This is a genomic window from Cupriavidus basilensis OR16, from assembly GCF_000243095.1.
Lineage (GTDB): Bacteria > Pseudomonadota > Gammaproteobacteria > Burkholderiales > Burkholderiaceae > Cupriavidus > Cupriavidus basilensis_D.
Window position 1 is genome coordinate 26998 of sequence record NZ_AHJE01000027.1, and the last position, 22869, is coordinate 49866.

Consider the following 22869-nt stretch of genomic DNA (forward strand, 5'->3'; position numbering starts at 1 on the left):
CGTGCGGTGGCGGTGACCGGAGCATGATAACCAGATTCGAAACCGGATGGTTCGTGGGGGCGCTCCTCAGTCCAGGTTCAGGTGCGACGCGCGGATGGTTTCCCCCCAACGTTTCTGCTCGCTGCCGACGAACCTGGCGAAACTCGCCTGTGGCTGTCCGCCGGCCAGTCCGCCCATTTCCTTGAACCTGGCCGCCACCTCGGTGTCGCGCATGACATTCGCCAGGCTGGCCTGGAGCTTGGCGACCACGGCCGGCGGCGTGCGCGCCGCGGCGAATATGCCGAGCCAGCCCATCACCACGAATTCGCTCACGCCTGCCTGCGCCATGGTCGGCACGTCCGGCAGGCTGGGCAGGCGCTCGGCGCTGGTGACCGCCAGCGCGCGCAGCTTGCCCGCGCGGATGTGCGGCAGCGCCTGCGTCAGGTTGTCGAACATGAAGGTGGTTTCCCCGGACAGCAGCGCGGTGGTGGCCGGTGTCGAGCCACGGTAGGGCACGTGGATGACCTCGGTCGCGGTACGCATGCGGAACAGCTCGGCGGTGAGATGTGTGGTCTGCCCGATGCCGGCGGAGCCATAGGAGAGCTGGCCGGGCTTCTTCTTCAGTTCCGCGCTCAGGTCGGCCACGGTCTTGATGGGCGATTGCGCGTTGACCACCAGCACGTTCGGAAACGAGATCATGTCGGTGATCGGCACGAAGTCCTGGGGCCGGTAGCTCAGGTGCTTGTAGGCACTGTAGTTGATGGCATGGGAGCCGGTGTTGCCGACCAGCAGGGTGTAGCCATCGTCCGGTGCGCGCAGCAGGGCCTGCGTGCCGATGATGCCGCCGCTGCCGGGGCGGTTGTCGACAATGACCGGCTGGCCCAGCATGGCGCTGAGCTTTTGCGCCACCAGCCGGGCCGGGATGTCGGTGGTGCCGCCCGGTGCGCCCGGCACGATGAGCGTGACAGGGCGCACCGGCCATGCCGGCTCGGGCAAGGCTGTGCCGGCGGCGGGCAGCGTCGTGGCCGCGCACAAGGTAAGCGCGGCTGTGCGCAGGGGGATGGCGGAACGCCTGCCGAACAGCTTGATATGCATGGGGTGTCTCCTCCGGTGTGCATGCTCGCCCTCGTGCGGGCGTGGCGGCGCGTCCGCTTCCCGGTCCGCTGCGCCGGGGCGACGACCGTGCCTAGCGCGGCGTCATGCGGATCGCGCCGTCGAGCCGGATGGTCTCGCCGTTGAGCATGGCGTTCTCCAGGATATGCAGCGCCGTCGAGGCAAACTCATCCGGCATGCCGAGCCTCGCTGGATGCGGCACCGAGGCACCAAGCGAGGCGCGCACATTCTCCGGCAGGCGTGCCAGCAGCGGCGTATCGAACAGCCCGGGGGCAATGGTGCACACGCGGATCATGCGCTGTGCCAGGTCGCGCGCCGCCACCAGCGTCATGCCGACGATGCCGGCCTTGGCCGACGCATAGGGGATCTGCCCGATCTGCCCTTCGTAGGCGGCCACCGACGCCGTCAGCACGCAGGCCCCGCGCTCGCCGTCGACCAGCTCGTTGCGGGCCATGCGCGCGGCGGCCAGGCGCAGCGTGTTGAACGTGCCGACGAGATTGATGCGCACGATCGATTCGTATTTCTCCAGCGAGCCGGGCTGGCCGTCCTTCTCCACCAGGCGCACCGGGCCGCCCACGCCGGCGCAATGGATCAGCGCGCGCATGGTGCCGAGCGCGTCCGCGGCATCGAACACGCGGGTCATCTGCGCGGTGTCGCAGACATCGGCCTGGACAAAGCGGGCGAGCTCGCCGAGCGCCTGCACGGCGGCGGCGCCGTTTTCTTCGGACAGGTCGGCGATCACCACGGCAACGCCGCGTTCGGTGAGGCGGCGGGCGCAGGCGAGGCCCAGCCCGGAGGCGCCCCCGGTGACGACGGCGGACATGTTGGCAAGTTTCATCTTGTGTCTCCTCGTTTCAGGTATCAGGTATCAGTGATCAGTGCGGGATGCGTATTGGCTCAGAGCCGTTCGATGATGGTGGCGTTGGCCATGCCGCCGGCCTCGCACATCGATTGCAGGCCGTAGCGCTCGCCGCTGTCTTCCAGCGCATGCAGCATGGTGGTCATCAGCCGCGCGCCCGAGGCGCCCAGCGGGTGCCCGAGCGCGATCGCGCCGCCACGCGGGTTCAGGCGTGCCGGGTCGGCGCCCAGCGCGCGCTGCCACGCCAGCGGCACGCAGGCAAAGGCTTCGTTGATCTCATAGTGTGCAATCGCATCAAGGGCGAGGCCGCTTTTCTCCAGCGCGCGCTTGCTCGACGGGATCGGCGCGCTCAGCATGGTCAGCGGGCTGTCGCCGCAGGCATCGAAGGCGACGAAGCGCGCGCGGGCGTTCAAGCCCAGGCGCGAGGCGGCGCGCTCGCTCATCAGCAAGATGGCGGCGGCGCCGTCGCTGATCTGCGAGGCATTGCCGGCGGTCACATGCCAGCCGATCTGCGGGAAGCGCTGGCCGAGCGCCTCGTCGCGGAAGGACGGCGCGAGCGTGGCCAGGCGCTCGGCGGTGGTGGCGGGGCGGATGGTCTCATCCTGCGCGACGAGTCCCGCGGCGGTACGGATCGGCAGGATCTCGCGGCGGAAGGCGCCGGCCTCGCGCGCCTGGTGCGCGCGCTGGTGCGACTGCGCGGCGTACTGGTCGAGATCGCCGCGCGACAATTCCCACTGCGCCGCGACCAGCTCGGCAGCCACGCCTTGCGACACCAGCCCCGGCGCATAGCGTGCCTCGAACGACGGGCCGTACGGATTCTGGCCGATGCGTCCCGAGCCCATCGGCACGCGGCTCATGGATTCGATGCCGCAGGCAATCACGATGTCGTAGGCGCCAGCCATGATGCCCTGCGCGGCAAAGTGCACGGCCTGCTGGCTGGAGCCGCATTTGCGGTCGATGGTGGTGGACGGCACATGCTCGGGGAATCCCGCTGCCAGCCATGCCACGCGGCCGGGCGTGGCGGATTGCTCGCCCACCTGGCTTACGCAGCCGGTGATCACGTCTTCCACCAGCCCGGGGTCCAGCTGGTTGCGCTCGACCAGCCCGGCCAGCACCTGCGCCAGCAACTCCGTGGGATGGAGTTCGGTGAAGGCGCTGCCGGACTTGGAGCGTCCCATGGGGGAACGGATGGCGTCTACGATGACGGCTTGCTGCATGACGGGTCTCCGAAGTTGTCTGATTGAAGCGGGAACGACGCTGGATCAGCTGCCGGTGAATTCGGGCTTGCGCTTGTCCAGGAAGGCCGACACCGCCTCACGGTGATCCGAGGTCTGGTGCGACAGTGCCTGGAAGCCGGCCGACAATTCCAGCAGCGTATCCAGCCGGGTATGCAATGCCTCGCGCAGCAAGCGCTTGGCCAGCCGCACCGCATGCGGCGGATTGGCGGCAATGCGTCCGGCCAGTTCGTTGGCCGTGGGCAGCAACTGGTCCGGCGGCACCACGCGCGAGACGAGATTCCATTCCAGCGCCTGGCGCGCATCGATGACCTGTCCGGTGAAGATCAGCTCGGCGGCGCGCGCAAGGCCGATCACGCGCGGCAGCAGCCATGCGCCACCGTCGCCCGGAATGATGCCCAGCTTGACGAAGCTCTCGGCAAACTGCGCCTGCTCGGACGCAATGCGCATGTCGCACATGCAGGCCAGGTCCAGGCCCGCGCCCATGGCCGCGCCATTGACGGCGGCGATCACCGGCACCTCCAGGTTGAACAGCGCCAGCGGCAGGCGCTGGATGCCCAGGCGATAGTCCTGGCGGATCTCCATGCCGGGCACCTGGCCCGAAGCCTGGCGCTCCATGTCGCGGATATTGCCGCCTGATGAGAACGCCGTGCCGGCGCCGGTGATGATCACCGCGCGCACGCTGGTGTCCACCGCGCGCACGCTGGTGTCGCGGTGGATGCGGTCGATGGCCTCCAGGAAGTCGGCCACGGCGGTGTTGCCGGTGAGGGGGTTGCGCCGCTGCGGCTCGTTCATGGTCAGGGTCACGATGTGGCCCTGCTGCTCGTAGCGCAGGAAGCTTGTCATGCTGGTCTCCGGTCGTTGTAGTCGTTGTAGTCGCGCCCTGGCTCGGGATGGCTGGCGCCGAGCGGCGCCGCCGGCATTCGCTCGTCTCAGAAGGCTAAGGGACCGTGCCCCCGGGTGTCCAATATTCATTTCGGCGAACCCGATATCCAACGCGTATCAGCGCGCCGCCGCTCGGCATCGGCGCAAAGCGCGCGCGCAAGACGGGTGCCACTGGCGATGCACATTGTCATGTGCTTCCCGCGGCTCCTCGTTCCAGCATCGATTGCTTCGTAGGGTAATAATTTGCATCCTAACTATATGGCTGCTATCATTCTGCCCATGCCTTCCATCGACGCCCTCCGTTTCGCCTTTACCGGCCAGCTCATGCTGGCCGGCCGCCAGTGGCGCCACATCTCCCAGGGTGCCGTTACCGCCTACGGGATTTCCGCCGCTGCTGCGGGCCCCCTGCTGTTTATCCGCCGCCTTGGCGGCGGTGTGCGCCAGGTCACCCTGGCCGACTATGTCGGGCTGGAAGGCGCATCGCTGGTTCGCCTGGTTGACCAGCTTTCCGCCGCGGGCTTCGTGCGCCGGGAAGTGGATGCGAACGATCGCCGGGCCAATGCGCTCTGGCTCACCGACGCCGGCGAGGCGCTCGCCGAAAAGATCGAGGTCGAGCTCAAGCACCTCCGTGCCAGTGTCTTCGCTGGCGTCAGCGAGCGGGACTTCGAGGGTGCCATGCGCGTGCTCAATGCGCTCGCCCAAGCCGCCGAGTCCGCGCCCACTACGGCTTCCGGGTTGTAAGAACATGGTCAGCTGGCCTACCGGACGGGACTGGATCTTCTCCCTCAAAGCCTTTGCGGCGGCCATGCTGGCCCTGTTCATCGCGCTGTACCTTGGCCTGCCGCGTCCGTATTGGGCCATGGCCTCCGTGTATATCGTGGCGCATCCGCTCACCGGCGCGACGCGTTCCAAGGCGCTGTATCGCGTGCTGGGCACGCTGCTTGGCGCGGCCGCATCCGTCGCCATCGTGCCGCCGCTGGTCAATGCGCCGGTGTTGCTGATGGCTGCGGTGGCGTTATGGATCGGCATCCTGCTCTATGTCGCGCTGCTGCACCGCACGCCGCGCAGCTATGTGTTCATGCTGGCGGCCTATACCTTGCCGATGGTGGCCTTGCCCTCGGTGAGCGATCCCTCGGGCGTCTTCGATATCGCCGTGGCGCGGGCCGAGGAAATCTGCCTGGGCATCCTGTGCGCGAGCATCGTCGGCTCGACCATCTTCCCCGCCAAGGTGGCCACGGTGCTCGGCCAGAATCCGCGCAGTGGCTGGCGGACGCCGCGCTGTGGGCCACCGACATGCTTTCGGCGCATCCGGCTGCCAAGGTGTCGCGCCATCACAGCCGCCATCGCCTGGCCGCCGACATCCTCGCGCTCGACCAGTTGATCAGCCATCTCTCCTACGACGCCGAAAGCGCCACACGCGTGAGACACGCACAGGAGTTGCGTGGCCGCATGACCATGCTGCTGCCCGTGCTGTCGTCGCTGGCCTCCGTAGTCGACGCCTTGCACCAGCACGCCGCGGGCATTCCGCAGCGCCTCTCGCACAATATGGCGCTGGCGTCGGCATGGATCAGCGCGGGCGCGTGGGCGCCGCTGCCGGCGTTGCAGCTATCCCCGGATGCGCCGATCGACGACGCCGGGCTGGAGCCGGGCAGTGCCGGGCCCGACTGGCACGCGGCGCTGGCCGCGACAGCCGAGGGCCGTCTGCGCGAGCTGATGGAGCTGTGGCAGGACTGCGTGTCGCTACAGCGCCGCATTGGCGAGACGGCACCGCAGGGCGAGTGGGCGCCGGTGTTCCAGCGCTGGGGTGTGGGCGCTGCGCGCCACTACGATCACGGCATGCTGGTGTTCTCCACCGCCACGACCGCCCTGGCGATCTTCTGCATGGGCATGGTGTGGATCTGGACGGGCTGGGCGGACGGCGCGGGCGCGGTCGCGCTGGGCGCGGTGTCGTGCTGCTTCTTTGCCGCGATGGACGAGCCAGCGCCCATGATCCGCTCGTTCTTCCGCTGGAACGTGGTCTGCCTGGTGCTCGCCACCATCTACCTGTTCGTGGTCCTGCCGAACGCGCACGATTTCGAGATGCTGGTGCTGATGTTCGCGGTGCCCTACCTGATCATCGGCGTGATGATGGCGCAGCCCCGGCTCGCGCTGATCGCCATGCCGCTGGCCGTGGTCACGGCTAACGATATCGGCATCCAGGGCGCTTACAACGCTGACTTCAATGCCTTCTTCAACGGCAACGTGGCCGGCATCGCGGGCATTCTGTTCGCGCTGGTGTGGACCCTGGTGGCCCGCCCCTTCGGCACCAGGGCCGCGGTACGCAGGCTGGTGCGCGCCAGCTGGGGCGATATCGCCCGCAACGCCACCGGGCGCGAGCCGGGCGAGCACGCGGATCTGCGTGCCCGCATGCTGGACCGCCTGGCGCAACTGGTGCCGCGGCTGGCAGCCAGCGAGGATGAAACCACCGGCGACGGCTTTGCCGAAGTGCGCGTGGAGCTCAGCACGCTGGCGCTGCAGCGCGAGCTGCCGGCCTTGGCGCCGGAGCACCAGCGCTCGGTACGGCGCGTGTTGCAGGGCGTTGCCAGCTACTACCAGGCACGCCTGGACGCCCGTGCCGACACCCCGCCGCAAGTGCTGCGCGACCGGCTGGCCAAGGCGATCCGCAAGGTAGCCTCGCGTGCCGACCAGGCTTCGCGCGAGGCCTTCGCCGCGCTGGTGGAAATGCACGTCGCGTTGTTTTCGGCAGCACCCGTGGCAATGAGCGCGGCCGGTGTCCAGCCCGCGGGCCAGGCGGCGGACCCAATGAGCAAGCAAGCGAGCAACAAGCAATGAGCGGTGAAGTCGACATCTATGGTGTGTTTGTCCCGAGCCTGCTGGCGTGGATGCTGGTGGCGTTCCTGATCACGGCTTGCGCGCGTGCCGTGCTGGCGCGTGTGGGTTTCTATCGGCTGGTCTGGCACCGGTCCCTGTTCAATCTGGCGTTATATGTGATCGTCCTGGGTGGCATCGTCTCCCTGGTATATCGGCTGCAGTCATGAAACTGAATCTTCGTACGCTTGGACCCATCGTCCTTACCCTTGTCGTCACCGCGGTCGCGGTCGTCGTCGTCAAGCACCTGTGGGATTACTACACGGTGGCGCCATGGACCCGCGATGGCCATATCCGCGCGGATGTGGTGCAGATCGCGCCGGACGTGTCCGGGCTGGTGACCAAGGTTCTCGTCAAGGACAACCAGCGCGTGCAGCGCGGACAGCCGTTGTTCGAGATCGACCGTGACCGCTTCGCGCTTGCCTTGCAGCAGGCGCAGGCCACCGTGGCGGCGCAAAGCGCCATGCTCGCACAGGCGCGCCGTGAAGCCCGCCGCAGCCAGACGCTGTCCGAGGTCGTCTCCAAGGAAGTGGTGGAAGAAGGCCAGGCCAAGGTCCAGCAGGGCGAAGCGGCGCTGGCGCAGGCGCAGGCCGCGGTCAACCTCGCCAAGCTCAACCTGGAGCGCACCAGCGTGCTCAGCCCGGTCGACGGCTACCTGAACGACCGGCTGCCGCGCCTGGGCGATTACGTCAACACCGGCCGCCCGGTGCTGTCGATGGTCGATGCCGGCTCCTTCCACGTGGAAGGCTACTTCGAGGAAACCAAGCTGCATGGCATCCAGATCGGCAATCCGGTGGACATCCGCATCATGGGCGAATCCCGCGTGCTGCATGGCCACGTGCAGAGCATTGCCGCCGGCATCGAAGACCGCGACCGCACCAATGGCTCCAACCTGCTGCCGAATGTGAACCCGACCTTTAACTGGGTCCGCCTTGCGCAACGCATCCCGGTGCGCATCGCGCTGGATGAGCCGCCCGCCGACCTGCGCATGGTCGCAGGCCGTACGGCTACCGTGTCGGTGCGCGAACCCTCGGCCCGGGATAAGGCGCAGGCTGGGCCGGAAGGCCAGAAGGACCAGAAGGACAAGCTCGCGCTGGCCGTCAAGGGAGCCGTCAGCCAGGGAGGCGCGCGGTGAACACGTTGCGCAAAGCCCTGCTGCCGGCACTGGTGCCGCTGCTGTTTGCCGCCTGCACCACTGTCGGGCCCGACTACCATGTGCCGGACAACGCCGCCGTGAAGGCGCAAGCGGCCAACGGCCCGCTGCTCGGCACGAACAATGCCGCGGTATCGATTGCCGAGGTGCCCGATGGATGGTGGCGCCTGTACGACGATCCCAAGCTCGATCAGCTGGTGCAGCAGGCGCTGGTTGCCAATACCGACCTGCGCGTGGCCGCGGCCAACCTGAAGCGCGCCATCGCGGTCTACCACGAGGTGGAGGCGGAGAGCCTGCCGGAAGCCGGGCTCTCCGCCAGCGCGGAGCGTGGGCAGATTGCCGGCGAGCCGCTGCTCAAGGAAGAGAAGATCCCGGTGATGAACTTTGGCGATGTCGGCTTCAGGGTTTCCTACCTGATCGACTTCTTCGGCAAGCTGGCGCGCGCGGATGAAGCGGCGCTGGCTGGCGCGCAGGCCAGCCAGGCGGCGCTGGACCAGGCGCGCGTTGGCGTGGTTGCCGAGACCGTGCGCGCCTACGTGCAGGGCTGCGCCGCTACGCACGAGCTGAGCGTGGCCGAGCATCAACTGGAGCTGCAGCGCCGCGGCGTCGAGCTGGCCCGCAAGCTGGTCGACGCCGGGCGCGGGCAGCCGGTGGACCTGCTGCGCTCACAGGCGCAGGCCGACGTGCTGCGCGCTGCCTTGCCGCGCTTCAAGGCCGAGCAAGAGGGCGCGGCGTACCGGCTGGCGGTGATGCTGGGCAAGCCGCCCAGCGCCACTTCGCAGGCGGAGTACGCCTGCCACGAAGAACCCAGGCTGCGCCAGGCGCTGCCGGTTGGCGACGGCGCCGCGCTGCTCAAGCGCCGGCCCGACGTGCGCCAGGCCGAGCGCGAACTCGCCTCGGCCACGGCCAAGATCGGCGTTGCCACGGCGGATCTCTACCCGTCCATCCGCATCGGCGCGTCCGCCGGCTTCACCGGCATCCTCGACCACCTCGGCCAGGCACCGACCGCGCACTGGGGCTATGGCCCGCTGATCACGTGGAACATCCCGACCAGCGGCACGCGCGCCCGCATCCACGGCACCGAGGCCGGCGCCGAAGCGGCGCTCGCCCGCTTCGACGGCGTGGTGCTCAAGGCACTGCGTGAAACGCAGTCGGCGCTCAGCAGCTATACGCGAGAGCTGGAGCGCACCCAGGCCCTGCGCGATGCCCGCGACAAGGCCAGCGAAGTCGCGCGGCAGAACCGCCAGCTCTACCAGGCCGGCCGCTCGCCGTACCTGTCGAGCCTGGATGCCGACCGCACGCTGGCCAGCACCGAAGCGTCACTGGCGGCGTCGGAAAGCCAGGTGGCGCTGGACCAGATCAATCTCTTCCTTGCGCTGGGCGGTGGATGGCAAAATGCGCCCAAGGTCGAGTCGCGCACGATGAGCGAACAGGCGCACTGATGCGCACTGAACACGCACTGAACACGCATCGGGTCTTCGTCATGATAAAGGCCATGCAAGCTTGCTTGCGTGGCGCAAAGGAACACAAGCAGCATGTCTAACCTCCCTGGTTTCTCTCACCCCTCCCGTCGTAGATTGCTCTGCGTCGCGCTCGCCGCGCTCGGCATCGTGGCATCCGGCTCCGCGCTCGCGCAGGAACAGACCCTGCGCGTCGGCACCGTCAGCGGCCCGGACGCACAGGTCTGGCAGGTAGTGCAAAAAGCCGCCAAGCGCCAAGGGCTCAACATCAAGGTCGTCGAATTCAACGACTATGTGCAGCCCAACGCCGCGCTTGACGCCGGCGACCTCGACGCCAACAGCTTCCAGCACCAGCCCTACCTGGACAGCCAGGTGAAGCAGCGCGGCTACAAGATGGTCAGCGTGGGCTACACCTACATCTCCCCGCTGGGCATTTACTCGCAAAAGCTGAAGTCGCCCAAGGACCTGCTGCAAGGCGCCAAGGTCGCCGTCCCCAACGACCCCTCCAACGAGAACCGCGCGCTGCTCCTGCTGGCCGCGCAAGGCGTGATCAAGCTCAAGAGTGGCGTCGGCGCCAACGGCGTCAATGCCACGCCGCTCGACGTCAGCGACAACCCGAAGAAGCTGAAGATCGTCGAACTCGACGCAGCGCAACTGGCGCGCTCGCTGCCCGACGTGGCCGCGGCGGTGATCAACACCAACTACGCGCTCGCTGCCGGCCTGCAGCCGGCCCGCAACGCCATCGCGCTGGAAGACATCCACAGCCCGTACGCCAACGTCATCGCCGTGCGCACGCAGGACAAGGACAAGCCGTGGGTGAAGAAGCTGGTCGCGGCTTACCAATCGGAAGAGGTGCGGCAGTTCATGAAGAGCGAATTCAAGGGGGCGATGGTGCCGTCGTTCTGAGCCGGGAGGCGCCAAGAAGAACCCTGGTCCTGGTTGTCCCTGCCCAACCGCAAAACCCCTTTCGGAGCGCAAGCTCCGAAAGGGGTTTTTGCTTGTGGCCTGTGGCTACTCCCTCGGCATGAACGTGATGTTGACGCCAGGGGGCGCCACACCGTTCTCGTCGCGCGGCAGTGGATCGGATCGCTCCACGGCGCGCAGCACGGCGTTGTCCCAGCCGGCATTGCCGCTGGACTTGGTCAGCCGCACCGACAGCAGCGAGCCGTCCGGCGCCATGCGTACCGCGACCACCGCGGCCGGGTTGCCGGCGATCTCTTCGGTAAAGACGATGTTCGGCTTCACGCGACGGCGCACACGGTCCGCGTAGCCGGGCGAGGCGTTGCCGCCAGCACCGGCGCCGGTGCCTGCGCGGCTGCCTACGCCACCCGTGGTGGGAGCGCTGTTGGCCATGGCCTGCAGGCGTGCCAGTTCGCTCTGGCGTTGTTGCTTCAAGGCCGCCTGGCGCTCCGCCTCGCGCGCCTTGCGTTCGCGCTGGTCGGCCTGCCTGGCTTGCTCGGCTGCGGCGGCCTGCTTGCGCTTTTGCGCCTCCAGGGCGATGTCGGCGTTGTCATCCTGCTCTGGCTTCACTACGGGCTGCGGTTCCACGGGCGTCGGCTGGACCACCGGCTGGGGCTGCGCAATCTCGGGCACGCTGTCCCACAGCTCCGCCTCCACGCCGGCCGGGGTCCGGCTTTGCCAATGCACCCCGTAGTAGAGCATCACGCCCAGCAGCAGATGCATGAACAGAGCCAGCAGGAAACACTTCAGCGTTCCTCGCTCCTGCACCAGCTGATAAGGATGGGCGATGGTCTTCATGACGCGCGGCAGGCCACGGGCGGGTGATGCATAGTCAGTGCTGTGTCACTCTCGAATCACTCTCACATCCCTGTGAAAGACGATGGTGCAATGCTTTGTGCGCGAACCCGCGCATGGCATCCACTGTATGCAGCTTAGGTCGGCATCGTTGCCGTAGGCAAGCGGGATTCTCTGCGCCGGAGTTCTTCGAAAGCCGACCTGCCTGAGCCGAAAAAAGTGTCGCATCAGCCATCATCCGCGCAGTGGATGACGCCGCTTTGCCGGGCACGGTCTAAGCTGGATGCGAAAGCTCCCGTTCCCGTTCCTGTTCCCTTTCCCGCAGGGTGATTCGCCATGGCTGCCCGCTCCATTGCTTCCCTTTCCCTCAGCTTCGGGCTCGTCTCGATTCCCGTGAAGGTGTACACCGCGACCGAAAGCAAGGCTGGCGTGAGCTTCAACCTGCTGCACAAAGGCTGCGGCTCGCGGCTGAAGCAGCAGTACATCTGCCTGCGCGAGGACGTGGTGGTGGAGCGCTCCGAGATGGTGAAGGGCTATGAGTTCGAGAAGGACCACTATGTGGTCTTCGAGCCGGAAGAGCTCGACGCGCTGGAGGCCGAGTCGCGCCATACGATCGATATCGTGTCGTTCGTGCCGGCCGGCGCGATCGATCCGATCTACTTCGACAATGCCTATTACCTTGGGCCGGACAAGCGCGGGGCCAAGCCGTACGCCCTGCTGGCCGAAGCGATGCGCCAGACCGGCACCTGCGCCCTGGCCCGGTGGGTCTGGAAGGGCAAGCAGTACATGGTCCAGGTGCGCGCCGGGGAGGAGGGCCTGATCCTGCAGCAGTTGCTCTATGCCGACGAGGTGCGCCCCATGGCAGACCTGCATGTCGAACAGTCGGAAGTGCATGGCGCCGAGCTGTCGCTGGCGCTGCAGCTGATCGAGCAGAACACGGCGGCCAGCTACGACCCGGCCGCTTACGCGGACGAGGAGAAGGCGCGTGTGCTCGCGGCCATCGACAAGAAGATCGCGGGCAAGAAGATCACCGTGACGGAACAGCGCGAGTCAAGCCAGGGCGCGGAAGTCATCGACCTGATGGAAGCGTTGCGTGCCAGTATCCAGCAGCGCAAGCGCGCAGCCGGTAAGGCGGCCGCGGCGCCGGATGCGCCGGATGCGCCGAAGGCACGCAAGACTGCGCGGCGCGCGACGGCGGCCGCCCCGGCACCCGCGATGGCGCGCCGCGCAGCAGGCAAGAAGTGACCGGCCAATGACGCTCTATACGATGCGCGAGGCCCAGGCCCTGCTCGGCATCCCGCGCTCGGTTGCCGCCAGGCTGATCGCGGATGGCGTGGTCACGCCCAGCCGTGGCGCGCGGCGCGAATACCTCTTCACCTTCCAGGACATGGTGATGCTGCGCACCGCCAACTCATTGCGCGAGGCGCGGATCCCGAGTCGACGCATCTCGCGCGCGCTCTCAAGACTGAAGGCAACCAGAGGGCAGGGTGTGCCGCTGACCGGCGTGCGGGTTCGCGCCATCGGCAACGAGGTGGCAACCCGCGATGGCGTCCGCCAGTGGCAGGCGGAATCCGGCCAGATGCTGATGGACTTCGAGCCGGATGAGGCGGGCGCCGCCGTCGTCCATACCATGCATCAGGCGCCGGCCACCAAGGCGAGCGCCTGGTTCCATGCAGCTTGCGAGCTGGAGGCCGAGGCGCCCGGCCAAGCGGAGCAAGCCTACCGCCGCGCGCTGTCGCTCGATGGCGGCTATCTCGAGCCCTATCTCAACCTGGGCTGCATGCTGTGCGACGCCGGCCACTTCGGCGAGGCCGTTGCGCTCTATCGCTGCGGGCTTGCGCATCTGCCGAACGAGCCGCTCATGCATTTCAACCTGGCGGTCGCGCTGGAGGATGACGGCCTGCAAGCGGAGGCGCTGGCCAGCTATGCGCATTGCATCGAGCTCGCACCGGGATTCGCGGATGCGCATTTCAATGCGGCCCGGCTGTATGAGTCGCTAGGGGACGACATGCGGGCGATCCGGCATTTCAATGCATACAGGAAGCTGCAGCCAGGTTGAATGCAGAGGCCCCAAGGCAAGACCCCTCCCGATCTTGCGATCGGGAGGGGTTTTTGTTGTCGCCGCCCGGGGCGGCAGGTCCCGCAAAGGCATAACATTTGCTCAACGCCTTCGCACATATTGGCATAGGACGTGCTGGCATATCGCTTACTACACTACGGGATCTCAACAGTACGAACGAGACAGGAGTGTCATGGGCGATTTTGATTTGGTGGTACGAGGCAACCTCGTGGAAGCGCACGGCCTGGTCGAAGATGGCTGGCTGGCGGTATGCGAGGGCAGGGTTGCGGCACGCGGCGCCGGCGCGCCGCCGGCGGCGCGCGATACGGTGGATGCGCGCGGTCAATGGGTCATGCCGGGGGTGATTGATGGACAGGTCCACTCTGGTAGCCAGCGCAACCAGGAGGGCCTGGGCTGGGCATCTCGCGCGGCCGCTGCCGGCGGCGTGACGGTGATGGTGGATATGCCCTACGATGACCCTGAGCCGGTGGCGCAGCGCGCCCAACTGGATGCCAAGATCGCACAAGCCGAGCGCGACTGCCATGTGGACGTGGCGCTGTTTGGCACATTGAATGCCACCCACGGCCTGCAGGCCGCCGCCGGCCTGATCGAGGGTGGCGTCTGCGCCTTCAAGTTCTCGACCTTCGAAGCCACACCGGGACGTTTCCCCCGCGTCGCGGAAGACGAGCTCTATGAGGCCTTCCGGCTGATTGCCCCAACGGGCCTGGCCTGCGGCGTCCACAATCAGATGCAGGAGCTGACACGCAAGAATATCGCCCGCATGACCGAAGCGGGCGATACCGGCTGGGATGCCTTCCTGCGCGCCCACACGCCTTTGATCGAGAACCTGGCAACCGGCATCATCTACGAGATTGGCGCGCAAACCGGCGCTCGCGCGCATGCCGTCCATGTCTCAACGTCGCGCGGCTTCGAACTGTGCAATATGTACCGCCGTGCGGGCCACCACGCCAGCATCGAAACGTGCGTGCAGTACCTGATGCTGAACCACGAGGAACATACGCGCCGCTTCGGCGCCAAGACCAAGCACTATCCGCCGATTCGGCCCAAGGCCGAGGTGGACCTGTTGTGGACGCACATCGCGCGTGACGAATGCACCTTCGTCTCTTCGGACCACGTCAGCTGGGGGCTGGAGCGCAAGCAGGATCCCAATGTGTTCAGGAATGCGTCCGGCGGGCCGGGGCTGGAAACGTTGCTGCCCGCTTTCTGGACTGGCTGCGAAGAACATGGCATCGCGCCGGCCATGGTGGTCAGGCAGCTCTGCCGGAACCCTGCGCGTCATTTCCTGCTGGACGACCGGAAGGGCTCGCTAGCGGTCGGCCACGATGCCGACATCGTGATCCTCGCCCCCGAGCGCCACGCCTTCGATCCTTCCGGCAGCCTGTCAGCAGTGCAATGGAGTGCTTTCGAAGGCCGGGAGTTCAGCGTGCGCGTGGCAGGCACCTGGTGCCGCGGCCAGCAAGTCTACGATGGCAAGCGCATCGTCAACAACAAGGGCGATGGCCGCTTCCTGCGCCCGCGCGTGGCTTGAGGCCGCATCGTTTGTCACAACTCACATTGGAATCCATGCCGAATCCCCTCCCTCCCTTGAATGCCGAGCGCCTGTGGGCGCGGGTCGAAACGCTGTCGCGCATGACCCTGCCCGAGGTTCCCTGGACCCGCCGGGCCTTTTCGCCGATGTTCGCGCAGGCACGCGCCTGGCTGCGCCAGGAACTCGAATCCGCTGGCCTGGCGGTGCATCAGGACGCCGGCGGCAACCTCGTGGGCCGGCGCGCCGGGCGCGATCCGGACCGCAAGCCGATTGTCACCGGCTCGCATTGCGACACGGTGGTCGGCGGCGGGCGCTTCGACGGCATCATCGGCGTGCTGGCTGGCATCGAGGTCGCACATGCGATGCACGAGCATGGCGTCACGCTGGCGCACCCGTTCGAGGTCATCGACTTCCTGTCGGAAGAACCCAGCGATTACGGCATCTCCTGCGTGGGCAGCCGGGCGCTGTCGGGCCAGCTCCATGCGGATATGCTGTCGGCCAGCAACGCGCAAGGGGAAACGCTCGCCGAGGGCATACACCGTATCGGAGGCGACCCGGCAGCGCTGGGCGCTCCCCTGCGCGGCGCCGGCGGCACCGCGGCGTTCGTGGAACTGCATATCGAGCAAGGCCCTGTGCTGGAAACCCGCAAGCTGCCGATTGGCGTGGTGACCAATATCGTTGGCATTCGCCGCGCGCTGATCACCGTGACGGGCCAGCCTGACCATGCCGGCACCACGCCGATGGACATCCGGCGCGATGCGTTGGTTGGTGCCGCGCGCATCATCGATGCCGCCTATCGCCATGCCAGCGCGCTCAGTGGAAATCCGCACTACGTCGTTGCCACCATCGGCCGCATCGCCATGACACCGAATGTGCCCAACGCCGTGCCCGGCCACGTGGAACTGATGCTGGAGCTTCGCAGCGACAGCGAGCAGGTGCTAAGCACCTTTCCCGAGGCGCTCATGGCTGCCGTGGCGCCTGATATCGCCGCGCTGCGGCTGAGCGTGGCCATGTCGCCGGTCAGCCGGGCGCAGCCCACGGATTGCTCGCCACTGGTCATGGATGCGGTGGAAGCTGCCGCCAACCGGCTAGGCTATGCCTCGATGCGCTTGCCAAGCGGCGCGGGCCACGACGCGGTGTACATGGCACCCACGGGGCCCATCGGCATGATCTTCATTCCTTGCCTGAACGGCCGCAGCCATTGCCCGGAAGAATGGATCGACCCCTCGCAACTGCTCGATGGCACACGCGTGCTGTATCAGTCCGTGCTGGAACTGGACACGGTACTCGCTCGCGCCTGACACCGGGCACGCACCGGGCCCGATGCGTGCCGGCATCCTGTAGATGCCGGCACGCAATCCGCGCTTCCAACAAGCCGGCAGACCGCTAGAACTTGTGTCTTGCGCCGACTGCGAAGCTGGTGCCGCTTGCCTGGTCCGTGATCTTGTCGTACATGGCCACCGCGTACAGGTCGGTCCGCTTGGACAACAGGTAGTCGTAGCCGAGCGACACCGTGTCGCGCCTGACCGTGGACTGCCATCCGTCGCTGCCCAGGCTGGCGCGATAGTCTCCGTCAGCCTTTATGGTTGTCCTGGCCCAGGACAACATGGCGGTTCCCTGCATGAGCGGCGCGCTCGCGCCAAGCTGCAGCGTGCTGGACTGAAACTTGAAATGCGCGCTGTCAAAGCCGTCGGGCGGTTGGTTGGACGAATGCTGATAGGTCGCGAACAACCTGGCCACGCGCAGATCGTAGGCACCGCCGACGAACCACGTCCCCTGCTCCCTGGCCGGTGTCAGCTTGTAGGTAGCGCCGGTCTGGCTGTTATAGGGCGTGAAGGCAAAGACGCCGGAATCGCCTGCGGCATTGTCGACGGGATTGTTGACCTGGACGCGCTGATAGTAGGCGCCGAATGCCGCCGGACCACTGCTGTACATCGCATTGACGCCAATATTGTTCTTGCCCGCATGGCCAGTCCGCTCGCCGAACTGATAGAACGCGCTTGCCACAAGGCCACCGAGATCGGGCGTCACATACATGATCTCGTTGCTCCAGCCGGTATCGCCGGCTTCGGTGGCGGCCCATTTCTGTCCTCGCATGTAGCCGCTCGACGCCTGCGTCTGCACCAGCAGCGGCGCGAAGGCGAACGAACCCCCAAACGGATTGAGGGAAACCGATGGAATGAAGTTGGGGGCCAGGTCGCGGCCCAGCGACACGCGCCCGAAAGCGCCCGTCAGTCCGACGTTGGCGTCCCGCGAGAAGAGCGTGTCGGCATCGTAGCGCCCCGCGCCGCCGTTGTCGGGCCGGAAGAAACCCGTCAGGTTGAATTGCGCCTTCAGGCCGCCGCCAAGATCCTCGACGCCCCTGAAGCCCCACCAGGAAGTCGTCATCCCGCTACTGTTGACCACGCCAGTCCTGCCGGCTTCCCCGCTGCGCTTGAGCGATCCGGCGTAGGTATCGACGACGCCGGCGATCTGGACACTCGAATCGGCATAGGCACAGCTTGCCGCCGAAAGCGCAAGCAGGCCAACAATCCCGCGCAGGCATTGCGGCGAGCGCGCAGGGGCGTCCCTCCGGTTTCTCATCCGGATCTTCATGGTTTCCTCTCCTTCTTCTTGTGGTGTGGTCTTCGCGGACTGACTGTTTGACGGGCCGCCGGAGCCGGCACGGCCCGCCCTGGGTATCAGTCCTCGCGTGCCTTGGGCAGCAGGGAAATGGCGATAAGGGCGACGACAGCGGCGGCCATGACGTACAGCGCCGGCGCGAATGCCACGCCTGTCGTGTAGGTGATCCAGGTCAGGATCGCGGGAGCAAAGCCGCCCAGCAGCGTGACGGCCGTGTTATAGGACAGCGACATGCCGGAGGAGCGCACCGCGGTCGGGAATATCTCGGACAAGGCTGCCGGTGCCACGCCGACGAATAGCGAGATCAGCGCACAGAAGGCCGATTGCACGATCACCAGTGTCAATGTCGTGTGTGAGGCCTGCAGCCACATCATCAGCGGATAGACGCAGACGAGCAGCGCGGTCGCACCGATTCGAAGGATGCGGTGCCGGCCGAAGCGGTCGGACAATGTCCCGGCGAATACGCAGCCTGCGGTCAGGAAGATGTTGCCGATGAGGGCAGCCAGGAAGGCCTGCGATCCGGTGAAGCCCATCGACTTCTGCACATAGATCGGCATGAAGATGATTAGTGAATACGGGCCCGCTGCCCATAGCACCGAAAGGCCGAAGCCGGAAAGCAGCTGCTTGGGGCATTCGCGCACGACCTGCAGCAGTGGCGTCTTCTTCGTGATGCCCTGCTGCTTCATGCGGGCCTCCTCCTGCTTGAAATGCGGCGTCTCGTCCAGCGTCTTGCGCATCCACAGGCCAACCGGGGCGATCGCCAGTCCGACGATGAACGGGATCCGCCACGCCCATTCCGTGATCTCATCCGGCGTATAGAGGGTAGTCACCAGGGTGGCCACCAGAGCGCCCAGGATATTGCAGATGCCCATGCTGGCCTGCAGCCACGAGGCGTACTGCCCCTTCTTGTGCGCTGGTGCATGCTCGACCAGGAAAGCCGTCGCGCCGCCGACTTCGCCCCCCGCCGAGAAGCCTTGCAGCACGCGGCCGCAGACGATCAATAACGGCGCGCCGACGCCGATGGCCGCATAGGGCGGCGCCACCGCGATCAGCAGCGTGCCAAGTGCCATCAGCATGATGGTCAGGGTCAGCGCAGCCTTGCGGCCCGCACGGTCGCCATAGGAACCAAGCAGCAAGGCACCCAGCGGCCGAGCCACATATCCCAGGCCGAACGCCATGAACGAGCCCATCAGCTGCACGGTGGGATTGTCGTTCTGGAAGAAGTTCTGGCCGATATAGACGGCAAAGAGTGCGTAGACCGTAAAGTCATACCACTCCAGCGCATTGCCCGCCGAGGCGGCGATGACGGCGCGACGCCCCGCGCCGGCGCTGCGAGCCTCGTGCTCGGCCTGCCCCATCGAGGCGTCTCGTGGTCTGCTCTCCGGGTTGAGAACTACATCTTTCATGCCAATGCTCCTAATGTTCGCCATATGGGTCGATCGTCTCGCTAGGCCGCGGACTGTCGGAATACCTGGGTGACAAATTCTTCTTCACACGACCGTAACGGTGATCGCTCGGGGTTGTCTGTTCAGGCGACTGCAACGCGCACGGCTGTGCCCTGGGCGGTTGCGGTCTTGATCGACGGGATATTAGGTAGCTCACCTGATAATGTCGCTTTCCTTTTTGTTGCCACCGCATAACGGCTTGTTATGGTTGCGCGTTTGTGCCGCTCGTTGAAGCGACCTATAACGGCTTGTTATGGTTGCGCGTTTGTGCCGACGAAAATGCTGAAAAGTCGAAACGATGCGTGCCCACAAATACAGCCCGCCGGGCTGCAAGGCGCCGCGGGAAACCTGCGCCGGCATCTGCGGCGCGTCGAGGGGGCCAAGCCGTCAGGTTCCCAGTGACTTGAGGACGGCGATAAATTCCTGCGCGAGGCGGGAGAGCGGTTGCAGCTCCAGGCGGAACACGTTGATCGGCGCATGCACTTCGGGCGTGATCGGCCGGGCCACCACGCCGGACCAGATTGGCCCCTTCATCGTGATTTCATCCACGAGTGCCACACCCACGCCCGCCTGAACCATGGAACAAGCGACGTGGGCCTGCTGCACTTCGATGCGCGGCACGGGTTGGCGGTCCTCGCTGCCAAAGACCTGTTGCACCAACTGGCCAAACGGGATGTCGCTGCTATAGCCGACAAACGGCTCATCGATCAGGTCGCTGGGGTCTATGCAGTCGTGTGTGGCCAGACGGTGATCCTTGGGCAACACCGCAACGATGCGATTCCTGTAGAGCGGGAGCACCTGAAGACTGGGATGGCCGACCGGCATGAACGTGATCCCCAATTCGACCTGGTGCGTCAACAGGCCCTGCAGCAGGGCACCCGGGATCAGTGTGTGCAGCACAATCCTCACGTCCGGGTAGCGCTGGCAAAAACTCGCTACCGCCCGTGGCATCAGCGACTGGCCAATATTGGGGCTGCACGCAATCCGCAACTGCCCTACACGATTCTCGGCCAGGTTCTCGGCTACCTCATTGACCCTTTGCACGCTCTGGTAGACGGCGCCAACCTCCTCGAACAGCCGGCGTGCCTCCGGCGTCGGATAGAGCCGCCCTTTGATGCGCTGGAAGAGGAGCAACCCCAAGCGCTGTTCCGTATACGAAATCAGCCGGCTCACAGCCGGCTGCGAGACGTACAGCAGCTTTGACGCGCCACTGATGGAGCCGCTCAGCATGATGGCCCTAAATACCTCAATCTGGCGCAGATTCAGCTTCATAACATCATGTTATTCGAGTCGAATATATAAGCATACGATGTTTTGCTATTGATTGGCCTAGACTCTCGCGAAAGGGCCGGGCTTGCTGCCCAGGCAGCCTTGCATGCACCGTCGTTTTCCGACGGCCGCCGCAACCGGCCAGCAACAACGGTTGCCGGATGCATCGACACCCCAGCTACCCAGCAACTCAGCAACCCAGCCATACAAAGGAATGACCATGCGTACTACGGAGCCCCGGCAGATAGCGGGAAGCCCCAGCCTGCAACACCAGTCGCTGCGCGGCCTTGTCCAATCGCTTGACGAGAGCGGCGAACTGATGCGTGTTTGCGATCCGGTCAGCGCGGAGTACGAGATCTCGGCCTATCTGGCGCAACTGCCCGACGGTCCTGCGTTGCGCTTCGAGACCATCTCCGGCCACGCGCTGCCTGCCGTTGGCAACCTCCTTAATTCACTGCCGCGCATCGCTCGCGGCATTGGCGCAACGCCCGAGACCCTGCAGCAGCGCATCGTCGATGCGATCGGCAGTGGCCTCGCGCCAGTGCGCGTCGGCAACGGGCCCTGCCAGCAGACCGTCATCGACAGGCCAGACCTTCAGCGCGAGCTTCCTGCGCCGCTGTTCTTTCCCAGGGAGACCGGCGCCTACATCACGGCGGGCGTGATCTTCGCGCGTGACCGCGCCAGTGGCCGCGGCAATGTCTCGTTTGCCCGGGTCAAGCTGCTGGACGGCAATCGCGGCATGATCGGCATCGCCCCCAATCACCATTTGGCCGTCATGGCCGAGGCCGCCAGAAAGCGCGGCGAGAAACTCGAGATCGCGGTCACAATCGGCAATCATCCCGCCATCCTGATCGCCGCGGCGCTCTACCTGCGCCTGGGCGACGACGAACTTGAAGCGGCGGGCGCGCTGCTGGGCGAGCCAGTGCAGACCGTGGCCTGCCGCACCATCGACCTCGACGTGCCGGCGCAATGCGAGATCGTGCTGGAAGGCGTGCTTGACGTGGAGAGCCGGCATGACGAACAGCTCGTGTCCGAGTACCACGGCATGTATGAGCCCTACGGCGACGGGCCTGTCGCCGAGTTTCACTGCATGACGCGGCGCGATGACGCCTTCTTCCAGGTGATTCAGCCCGGCTACTATCCCGAGCACACCTTGATCGGCGGCGTAGCGATTGCCGCTGGCCTGGCACGCATGCTGCGCGCTGCTGCCATCCCGGTGCGTGAGGTCGCCGTCGGGCATGGCGGCTGCGGCCGCCTGAACGCGGTCGTGAGCATCGCCGCCCATCGCGCAGGCGAGGCCAGGAAGGTGATGTTCGCGATCTGGGGCAACGTGAATCTCATCAAGAATGTGACTGTGGTCGATGACGACATCGACCCTTGGGATGCAGCCCAGGTGGAATGGGCCGTCGCCACACGTATGCGGCCCGACCGCGACTTGCTGATTGTTCCGGGTGCGCGCACCGACCGCTCCGAACCGATCAAGCAGGACGGCGTGGCCACCAAGATGGGGGTAGACGCGACCCGCAAGGCCAGCGATCGCCGGGACTGGCATCGCGCCGTCCCGCCGGCCGAGGTCATGGAACGCGTAAGGGCCAGGCTGCACGCTGACGGCCGGAGGCCATGACGATGGAAGCTCCCGATCGTCAGGCGCGCCGCCGCATCGTGGTCGGCATCACCGGCGCCTCCGGCGCCATCTACGGCGTCCGGCTATTCTCACGCTCAACTGCGAGACAGACCTGCGCCCCGCTGACATCCACGCCCTGGCTGACGTGGTTCACGCCAACGGCGACATTGGCGCCGCCATCGCAAGCGGCTCATTCCGCGCCGACGGCATGATCATCGCGCCATGCTCGATCAAGACGCTCTCCGAAATCGCGAGCGGCGTCACCAGTTCCCTGATGTCGCGCGCTGCGGATGTCATGCTGAAAGAGCGCCGCCGGCTGGTGCTGATGGTACGGGAGACCCCGTTGCACGCCGGGCACCTGCGCAGCATGGCCACCGTGACCGAGATCGGCGCCATCGTCTATCCGCCCGTGCCAGCGTTCTATGCAAGACCCGCCAGCCTGGAAGACATGGTCGACTATTCCCTCGGCAGGGTCCTGGATCTGTTTGGCTTGGATGCGCCGCTGGCGGGGCGGTGGAATGGGGTGGCGCCGAAACGGAATCCCGGGGATGCCACGCCTATTGCGTGATCTGGCCGGTCCGCCAAATTCGCGGTCCCGGATTGGAGGGGGTAGCTGCGCCGGCTAACGCGTCCGCTGTCGCATCAAGATGGCGCGGCGAGGTATCGATGGCAAGAGCCCGAGCAAAAATACACGGCAAACAAGGAGGGCCAAAATGCGCATGCCCCCCCAAAGGCAAAAAGCCGCGAACCCTTGCGGGAACGCGGCTTTGCTTGAAACTGGTGGCGAATCAGGGACTCGAACCCCGGACCTGCGGATTATGATTCCGTCGCTCTAACCAACTGAGCTAATTCGCCGAACAAGACCGAGATTATACATGGCGTTTTTGGGTTGTCAACACTACCTCTTCAAAAAAAATTCGGGGGTGTTGGACGGCGCCTCGTGCGGACTAAAAAGAAAAACCGGCGGACCTCGCGGCCCGCCGGCGGAGCGACT

Annotated in this window: 18 protein-coding genes, 1 tRNA gene and 2 pseudogenes; 12 read left to right on the plus strand and 9 right to left on the minus strand. The window is 66.1% G+C overall.

Annotation, left to right across the window (positions count from 1 at the left end):
- Positions 1 to 66: 66 nt before the first annotated feature.
- The 4 genes from OR16_RS10945 to OR16_RS10960 all read right to left on the minus strand — a co-directional run bounded on the left by OR16_RS10945 (position 67) and on the right by OR16_RS10960 (position 4032).
- Positions 67 to 1074: a Bug family tripartite tricarboxylate transporter substrate binding protein gene (locus tag OR16_RS10945; RefSeq protein WP_006158031.1), complete on the minus strand. Its 1008-nt coding sequence runs from the start codon at positions 1072 to 1074 to the stop codon at positions 67 to 69.
- A gap of 91 nt (positions 1075 to 1165) precedes the next feature.
- A complete protein-coding gene (locus tag OR16_RS10950; protein WP_006158032.1) occupies positions 1166 to 1930 on the minus strand; it encodes an SDR family NAD(P)-dependent oxidoreductase in 765 nt (254 codons plus the stop codon).
- Between the two features lie 59 nt (positions 1931 to 1989).
- Positions 1990 to 3168 (minus strand): thiolase family protein, encoded by a 1179-nt coding sequence (locus tag OR16_RS10955; RefSeq protein ID WP_006158033.1) that lies wholly within the window; start codon positions 3166 to 3168, stop codon positions 1990 to 1992.
- A 45-nt stretch (positions 3169 to 3213) separates the two neighbouring features.
- Positions 3214 to 4032 carry a crotonase/enoyl-CoA hydratase family protein gene (locus OR16_RS10960; protein ID WP_006158034.1) on the minus strand — a complete coding sequence of 273 codons (819 nt, stop codon included), beginning with the start codon at positions 4030 to 4032 and terminating at the stop codon, positions 3214 to 3216.
- 297 nt (positions 4033 to 4329) lie between these two features.
- Between OR16_RS10960 and OR16_RS10965 the strand changes: the two genes are divergently transcribed.
- From OR16_RS10965 to OR16_RS10990, 6 genes and pseudogenes are all read left to right on the plus strand, one after another.
- Complete coding sequence (locus OR16_RS10965) at positions 4330 to 4812, plus strand: MarR family winged helix-turn-helix transcriptional regulator (RefSeq protein WP_006158035.1); 483 nt, start codon at positions 4330 to 4332, stop codon at positions 4810 to 4812.
- 64 nt (positions 4813 to 4876) lie between these two features.
- A pseudogene (locus OR16_RS10970) lies at positions 4877 to 6903 on the plus strand (FUSC family protein).
- Entirely contained in the window at positions 6900 to 7109 is a 210-nt protein-coding gene (locus OR16_RS10975; protein WP_006158036.1) for a DUF1656 domain-containing protein, read from the plus strand. Before OR16_RS10970 ends, OR16_RS10975 begins: the two are co-directional and overlap by 4 nt.
- On the plus strand, positions 7106 to 8074 hold the full coding sequence (locus tag OR16_RS10980; protein WP_006158037.1) for an efflux RND transporter periplasmic adaptor subunit: 969 nt from the start codon (positions 7106 to 7108) through the stop codon (positions 8072 to 8074). Before OR16_RS10975 ends, OR16_RS10980 begins: the two co-directional genes overlap by 4 nt.
- The gene (locus OR16_RS10985; protein ID WP_006158038.1) at positions 8071 to 9534 is read left to right on the plus strand and encodes an efflux transporter outer membrane subunit; all 1464 of its coding nucleotides are present in this window, start codon (positions 8071 to 8073) and stop codon (positions 9532 to 9534) included. Before OR16_RS10980 ends, OR16_RS10985 begins: the two co-directional genes overlap by 4 nt.
- 93 nt (positions 9535 to 9627) lie before the next feature.
- Positions 9628 to 10458, plus strand: coding sequence for a MetQ/NlpA family ABC transporter substrate-binding protein (locus OR16_RS10990; protein ID WP_043419293.1), 831 nt, complete (start codon positions 9628 to 9630; stop codon positions 10456 to 10458).
- A 105-nt stretch (positions 10459 to 10563) separates the two neighbouring features.
- On the opposite strand, the gene tolA is transcribed toward OR16_RS10990, so the two are convergent.
- The gene (gene tolA, locus OR16_RS10995) at positions 10564 to 11310 is read right to left on the minus strand and encodes a cell envelope integrity protein TolA (protein ID WP_006158040.1); all 747 of its coding nucleotides are present in this window, start codon (positions 11308 to 11310) and stop codon (positions 10564 to 10566) included.
- Positions 11311 to 11643: 333 nt separating this feature from the next.
- Between tolA and OR16_RS11000 the strand changes: the two genes are divergently transcribed.
- The 4 genes from OR16_RS11000 (at position 11644) to OR16_RS11015 (ending at position 16216) form a co-directional block, all read left to right on the plus strand.
- Complete coding sequence (locus OR16_RS11000; protein ID WP_006158041.1) at positions 11644 to 12552, plus strand: Ku protein; 909 nt, start codon at positions 11644 to 11646, stop codon at positions 12550 to 12552.
- Between the two features lie 7 nt (positions 12553 to 12559).
- The gene (locus OR16_RS11005) at positions 12560 to 13366 is read left to right on the plus strand and encodes a tetratricopeptide repeat protein (protein ID WP_006158042.1); all 807 of its coding nucleotides are present in this window, start codon (positions 12560 to 12562) and stop codon (positions 13364 to 13366) included.
- Between the two features lie 193 nt (positions 13367 to 13559).
- Positions 13560 to 14915 (plus strand): dihydroorotase, encoded by a 1356-nt coding sequence (locus OR16_RS11010; protein ID WP_006158043.1) that lies wholly within the window; start codon positions 13560 to 13562, stop codon positions 14913 to 14915.
- 35 nt (positions 14916 to 14950) lie between these two features.
- Positions 14951 to 16216, plus strand: coding sequence for a Zn-dependent hydrolase (locus OR16_RS11015; RefSeq protein WP_006158044.1), 1266 nt, complete (start codon positions 14951 to 14953; stop codon positions 16214 to 16216).
- Between the two features lie 85 nt (positions 16217 to 16301).
- Here the strand turns inward: OR16_RS11015 and OR16_RS11020 are convergent, their stop codons facing one another.
- The 3 genes from OR16_RS11020 to OR16_RS11030 form a co-directional block, all read right to left on the minus strand.
- A complete protein-coding gene (locus OR16_RS11020; RefSeq protein WP_006158045.1) occupies positions 16302 to 17510 on the minus strand; it encodes a porin in 1209 nt (402 codons plus the stop codon).
- A gap of 86 nt (positions 17511 to 17596) precedes the next feature.
- Complete coding sequence (locus OR16_RS11025) at positions 17597 to 18895, minus strand: MFS transporter (RefSeq protein ID WP_006158046.1); 1299 nt, start codon at positions 18893 to 18895, stop codon at positions 17597 to 17599.
- Positions 18896 to 19369: 474 nt separating this feature from the next.
- Entirely contained in the window at positions 19370 to 20254 is an 885-nt protein-coding gene (locus OR16_RS11030; protein ID WP_006158047.1) for a LysR family transcriptional regulator, read from the minus strand.
- Positions 20255 to 20471: 217 nt separating this feature from the next.
- On the opposite strand from OR16_RS11030, the gene OR16_RS11035 reads away from it, so the two are divergent.
- Positions 20472 to 21875, plus strand: a complete 1404-nt coding sequence (locus tag OR16_RS11035; protein ID WP_050982937.1) for a UbiD family decarboxylase — start codon at positions 20472 to 20474, stop codon at positions 21873 to 21875.
- A 2-nt stretch (positions 21876 to 21877) separates the two neighbouring features.
- Positions 21878 to 22443 (plus strand): annotated as a pseudogene (locus tag OR16_RS11040) (UbiX family flavin prenyltransferase).
- Between the two features lie 210 nt (positions 22444 to 22653).
- Here OR16_RS11040 and OR16_RS11045 read toward each other — a convergent pair.
- A tRNA-Met gene (locus OR16_RS11045) sits at positions 22654 to 22730 on the minus strand.
- Between the last annotated feature and the right edge of the window lie 139 nt (positions 22731 to 22869).

Coding starts and splice junctions, on each gene's coding strand:
- OR16_RS10960 (WP_006158034.1), bottom strand. CDS start 4,032: ATGACAAGCTTCCTGCGCTACGAGCAGCAGGGCCACATCGTGACCCTG.
- tolA (WP_006158040.1), bottom strand. CDS start 11,310: ATGAAGACCATCGCCCATCCTTATCAGCTGGTGCAGGAGCGAGGAACG.
- OR16_RS11005 (WP_006158042.1), top strand. CDS start 12,560: ATGACGCTCTATACGATGCGCGAGGCCCAGGCCCTGCTCGGCATCCCG.
- OR16_RS11020 (WP_006158045.1), bottom strand. CDS start 17,510: ATGAAGATCCGGATGAGAAACCGGAGGGACGCCCCTGCGCGCTCGCCG.
- OR16_RS10975 (WP_006158036.1), top strand. CDS start 6,900: ATGAGCGGTGAAGTCGACATCTATGGTGTGTTTGTCCCGAGCCTGCTG.
- OR16_RS10955 (WP_006158033.1), bottom strand. CDS start 3,168: ATGCAGCAAGCCGTCATCGTAGACGCCATCCGTTCCCCCATGGGACGC.
- OR16_RS11015 (WP_006158044.1), top strand. CDS start 14,951: ATGCCGAATCCCCTCCCTCCCTTGAATGCCGAGCGCCTGTGGGCGCGG.
- OR16_RS11010 (WP_006158043.1), top strand. CDS start 13,560: ATGGGCGATTTTGATTTGGTGGTACGAGGCAACCTCGTGGAAGCGCAC.
- OR16_RS10965 (WP_006158035.1), top strand. CDS start 4,330: ATGGCTGCTATCATTCTGCCCATGCCTTCCATCGACGCCCTCCGTTTC.
- OR16_RS10945 (WP_006158031.1), bottom strand. CDS start 1,074: ATGCATATCAAGCTGTTCGGCAGGCGTTCCGCCATCCCCCTGCGCACA.
- OR16_RS11025 (WP_006158046.1), bottom strand. CDS start 18,895: ATGGGGCAGGCCGAGCACGAGGCTCGCAGCGCCGGCGCGGGGCGTCGC.
- OR16_RS11030 (WP_006158047.1), bottom strand. CDS start 20,254: ATGAAGCTGAATCTGCGCCAGATTGAGGTATTTAGGGCCATCATGCTG.
- OR16_RS11035 (WP_050982937.1), top strand. CDS start 20,472: ATGCGTACTACGGAGCCCCGGCAGATAGCGGGAAGCCCCAGCCTGCAA.
- OR16_RS10990 (WP_043419293.1), top strand. CDS start 9,628: ATGTCTAACCTCCCTGGTTTCTCTCACCCCTCCCGTCGTAGATTGCTC.
- OR16_RS10950 (WP_006158032.1), bottom strand. CDS start 1,930: ATGAAACTTGCCAACATGTCCGCCGTCGTCACCGGGGGCGCCTCCGGG.
- OR16_RS10980 (WP_006158037.1), top strand. CDS start 7,106: ATGAAACTGAATCTTCGTACGCTTGGACCCATCGTCCTTACCCTTGTC.
- OR16_RS11000 (WP_006158041.1), top strand. CDS start 11,644: ATGGCTGCCCGCTCCATTGCTTCCCTTTCCCTCAGCTTCGGGCTCGTC.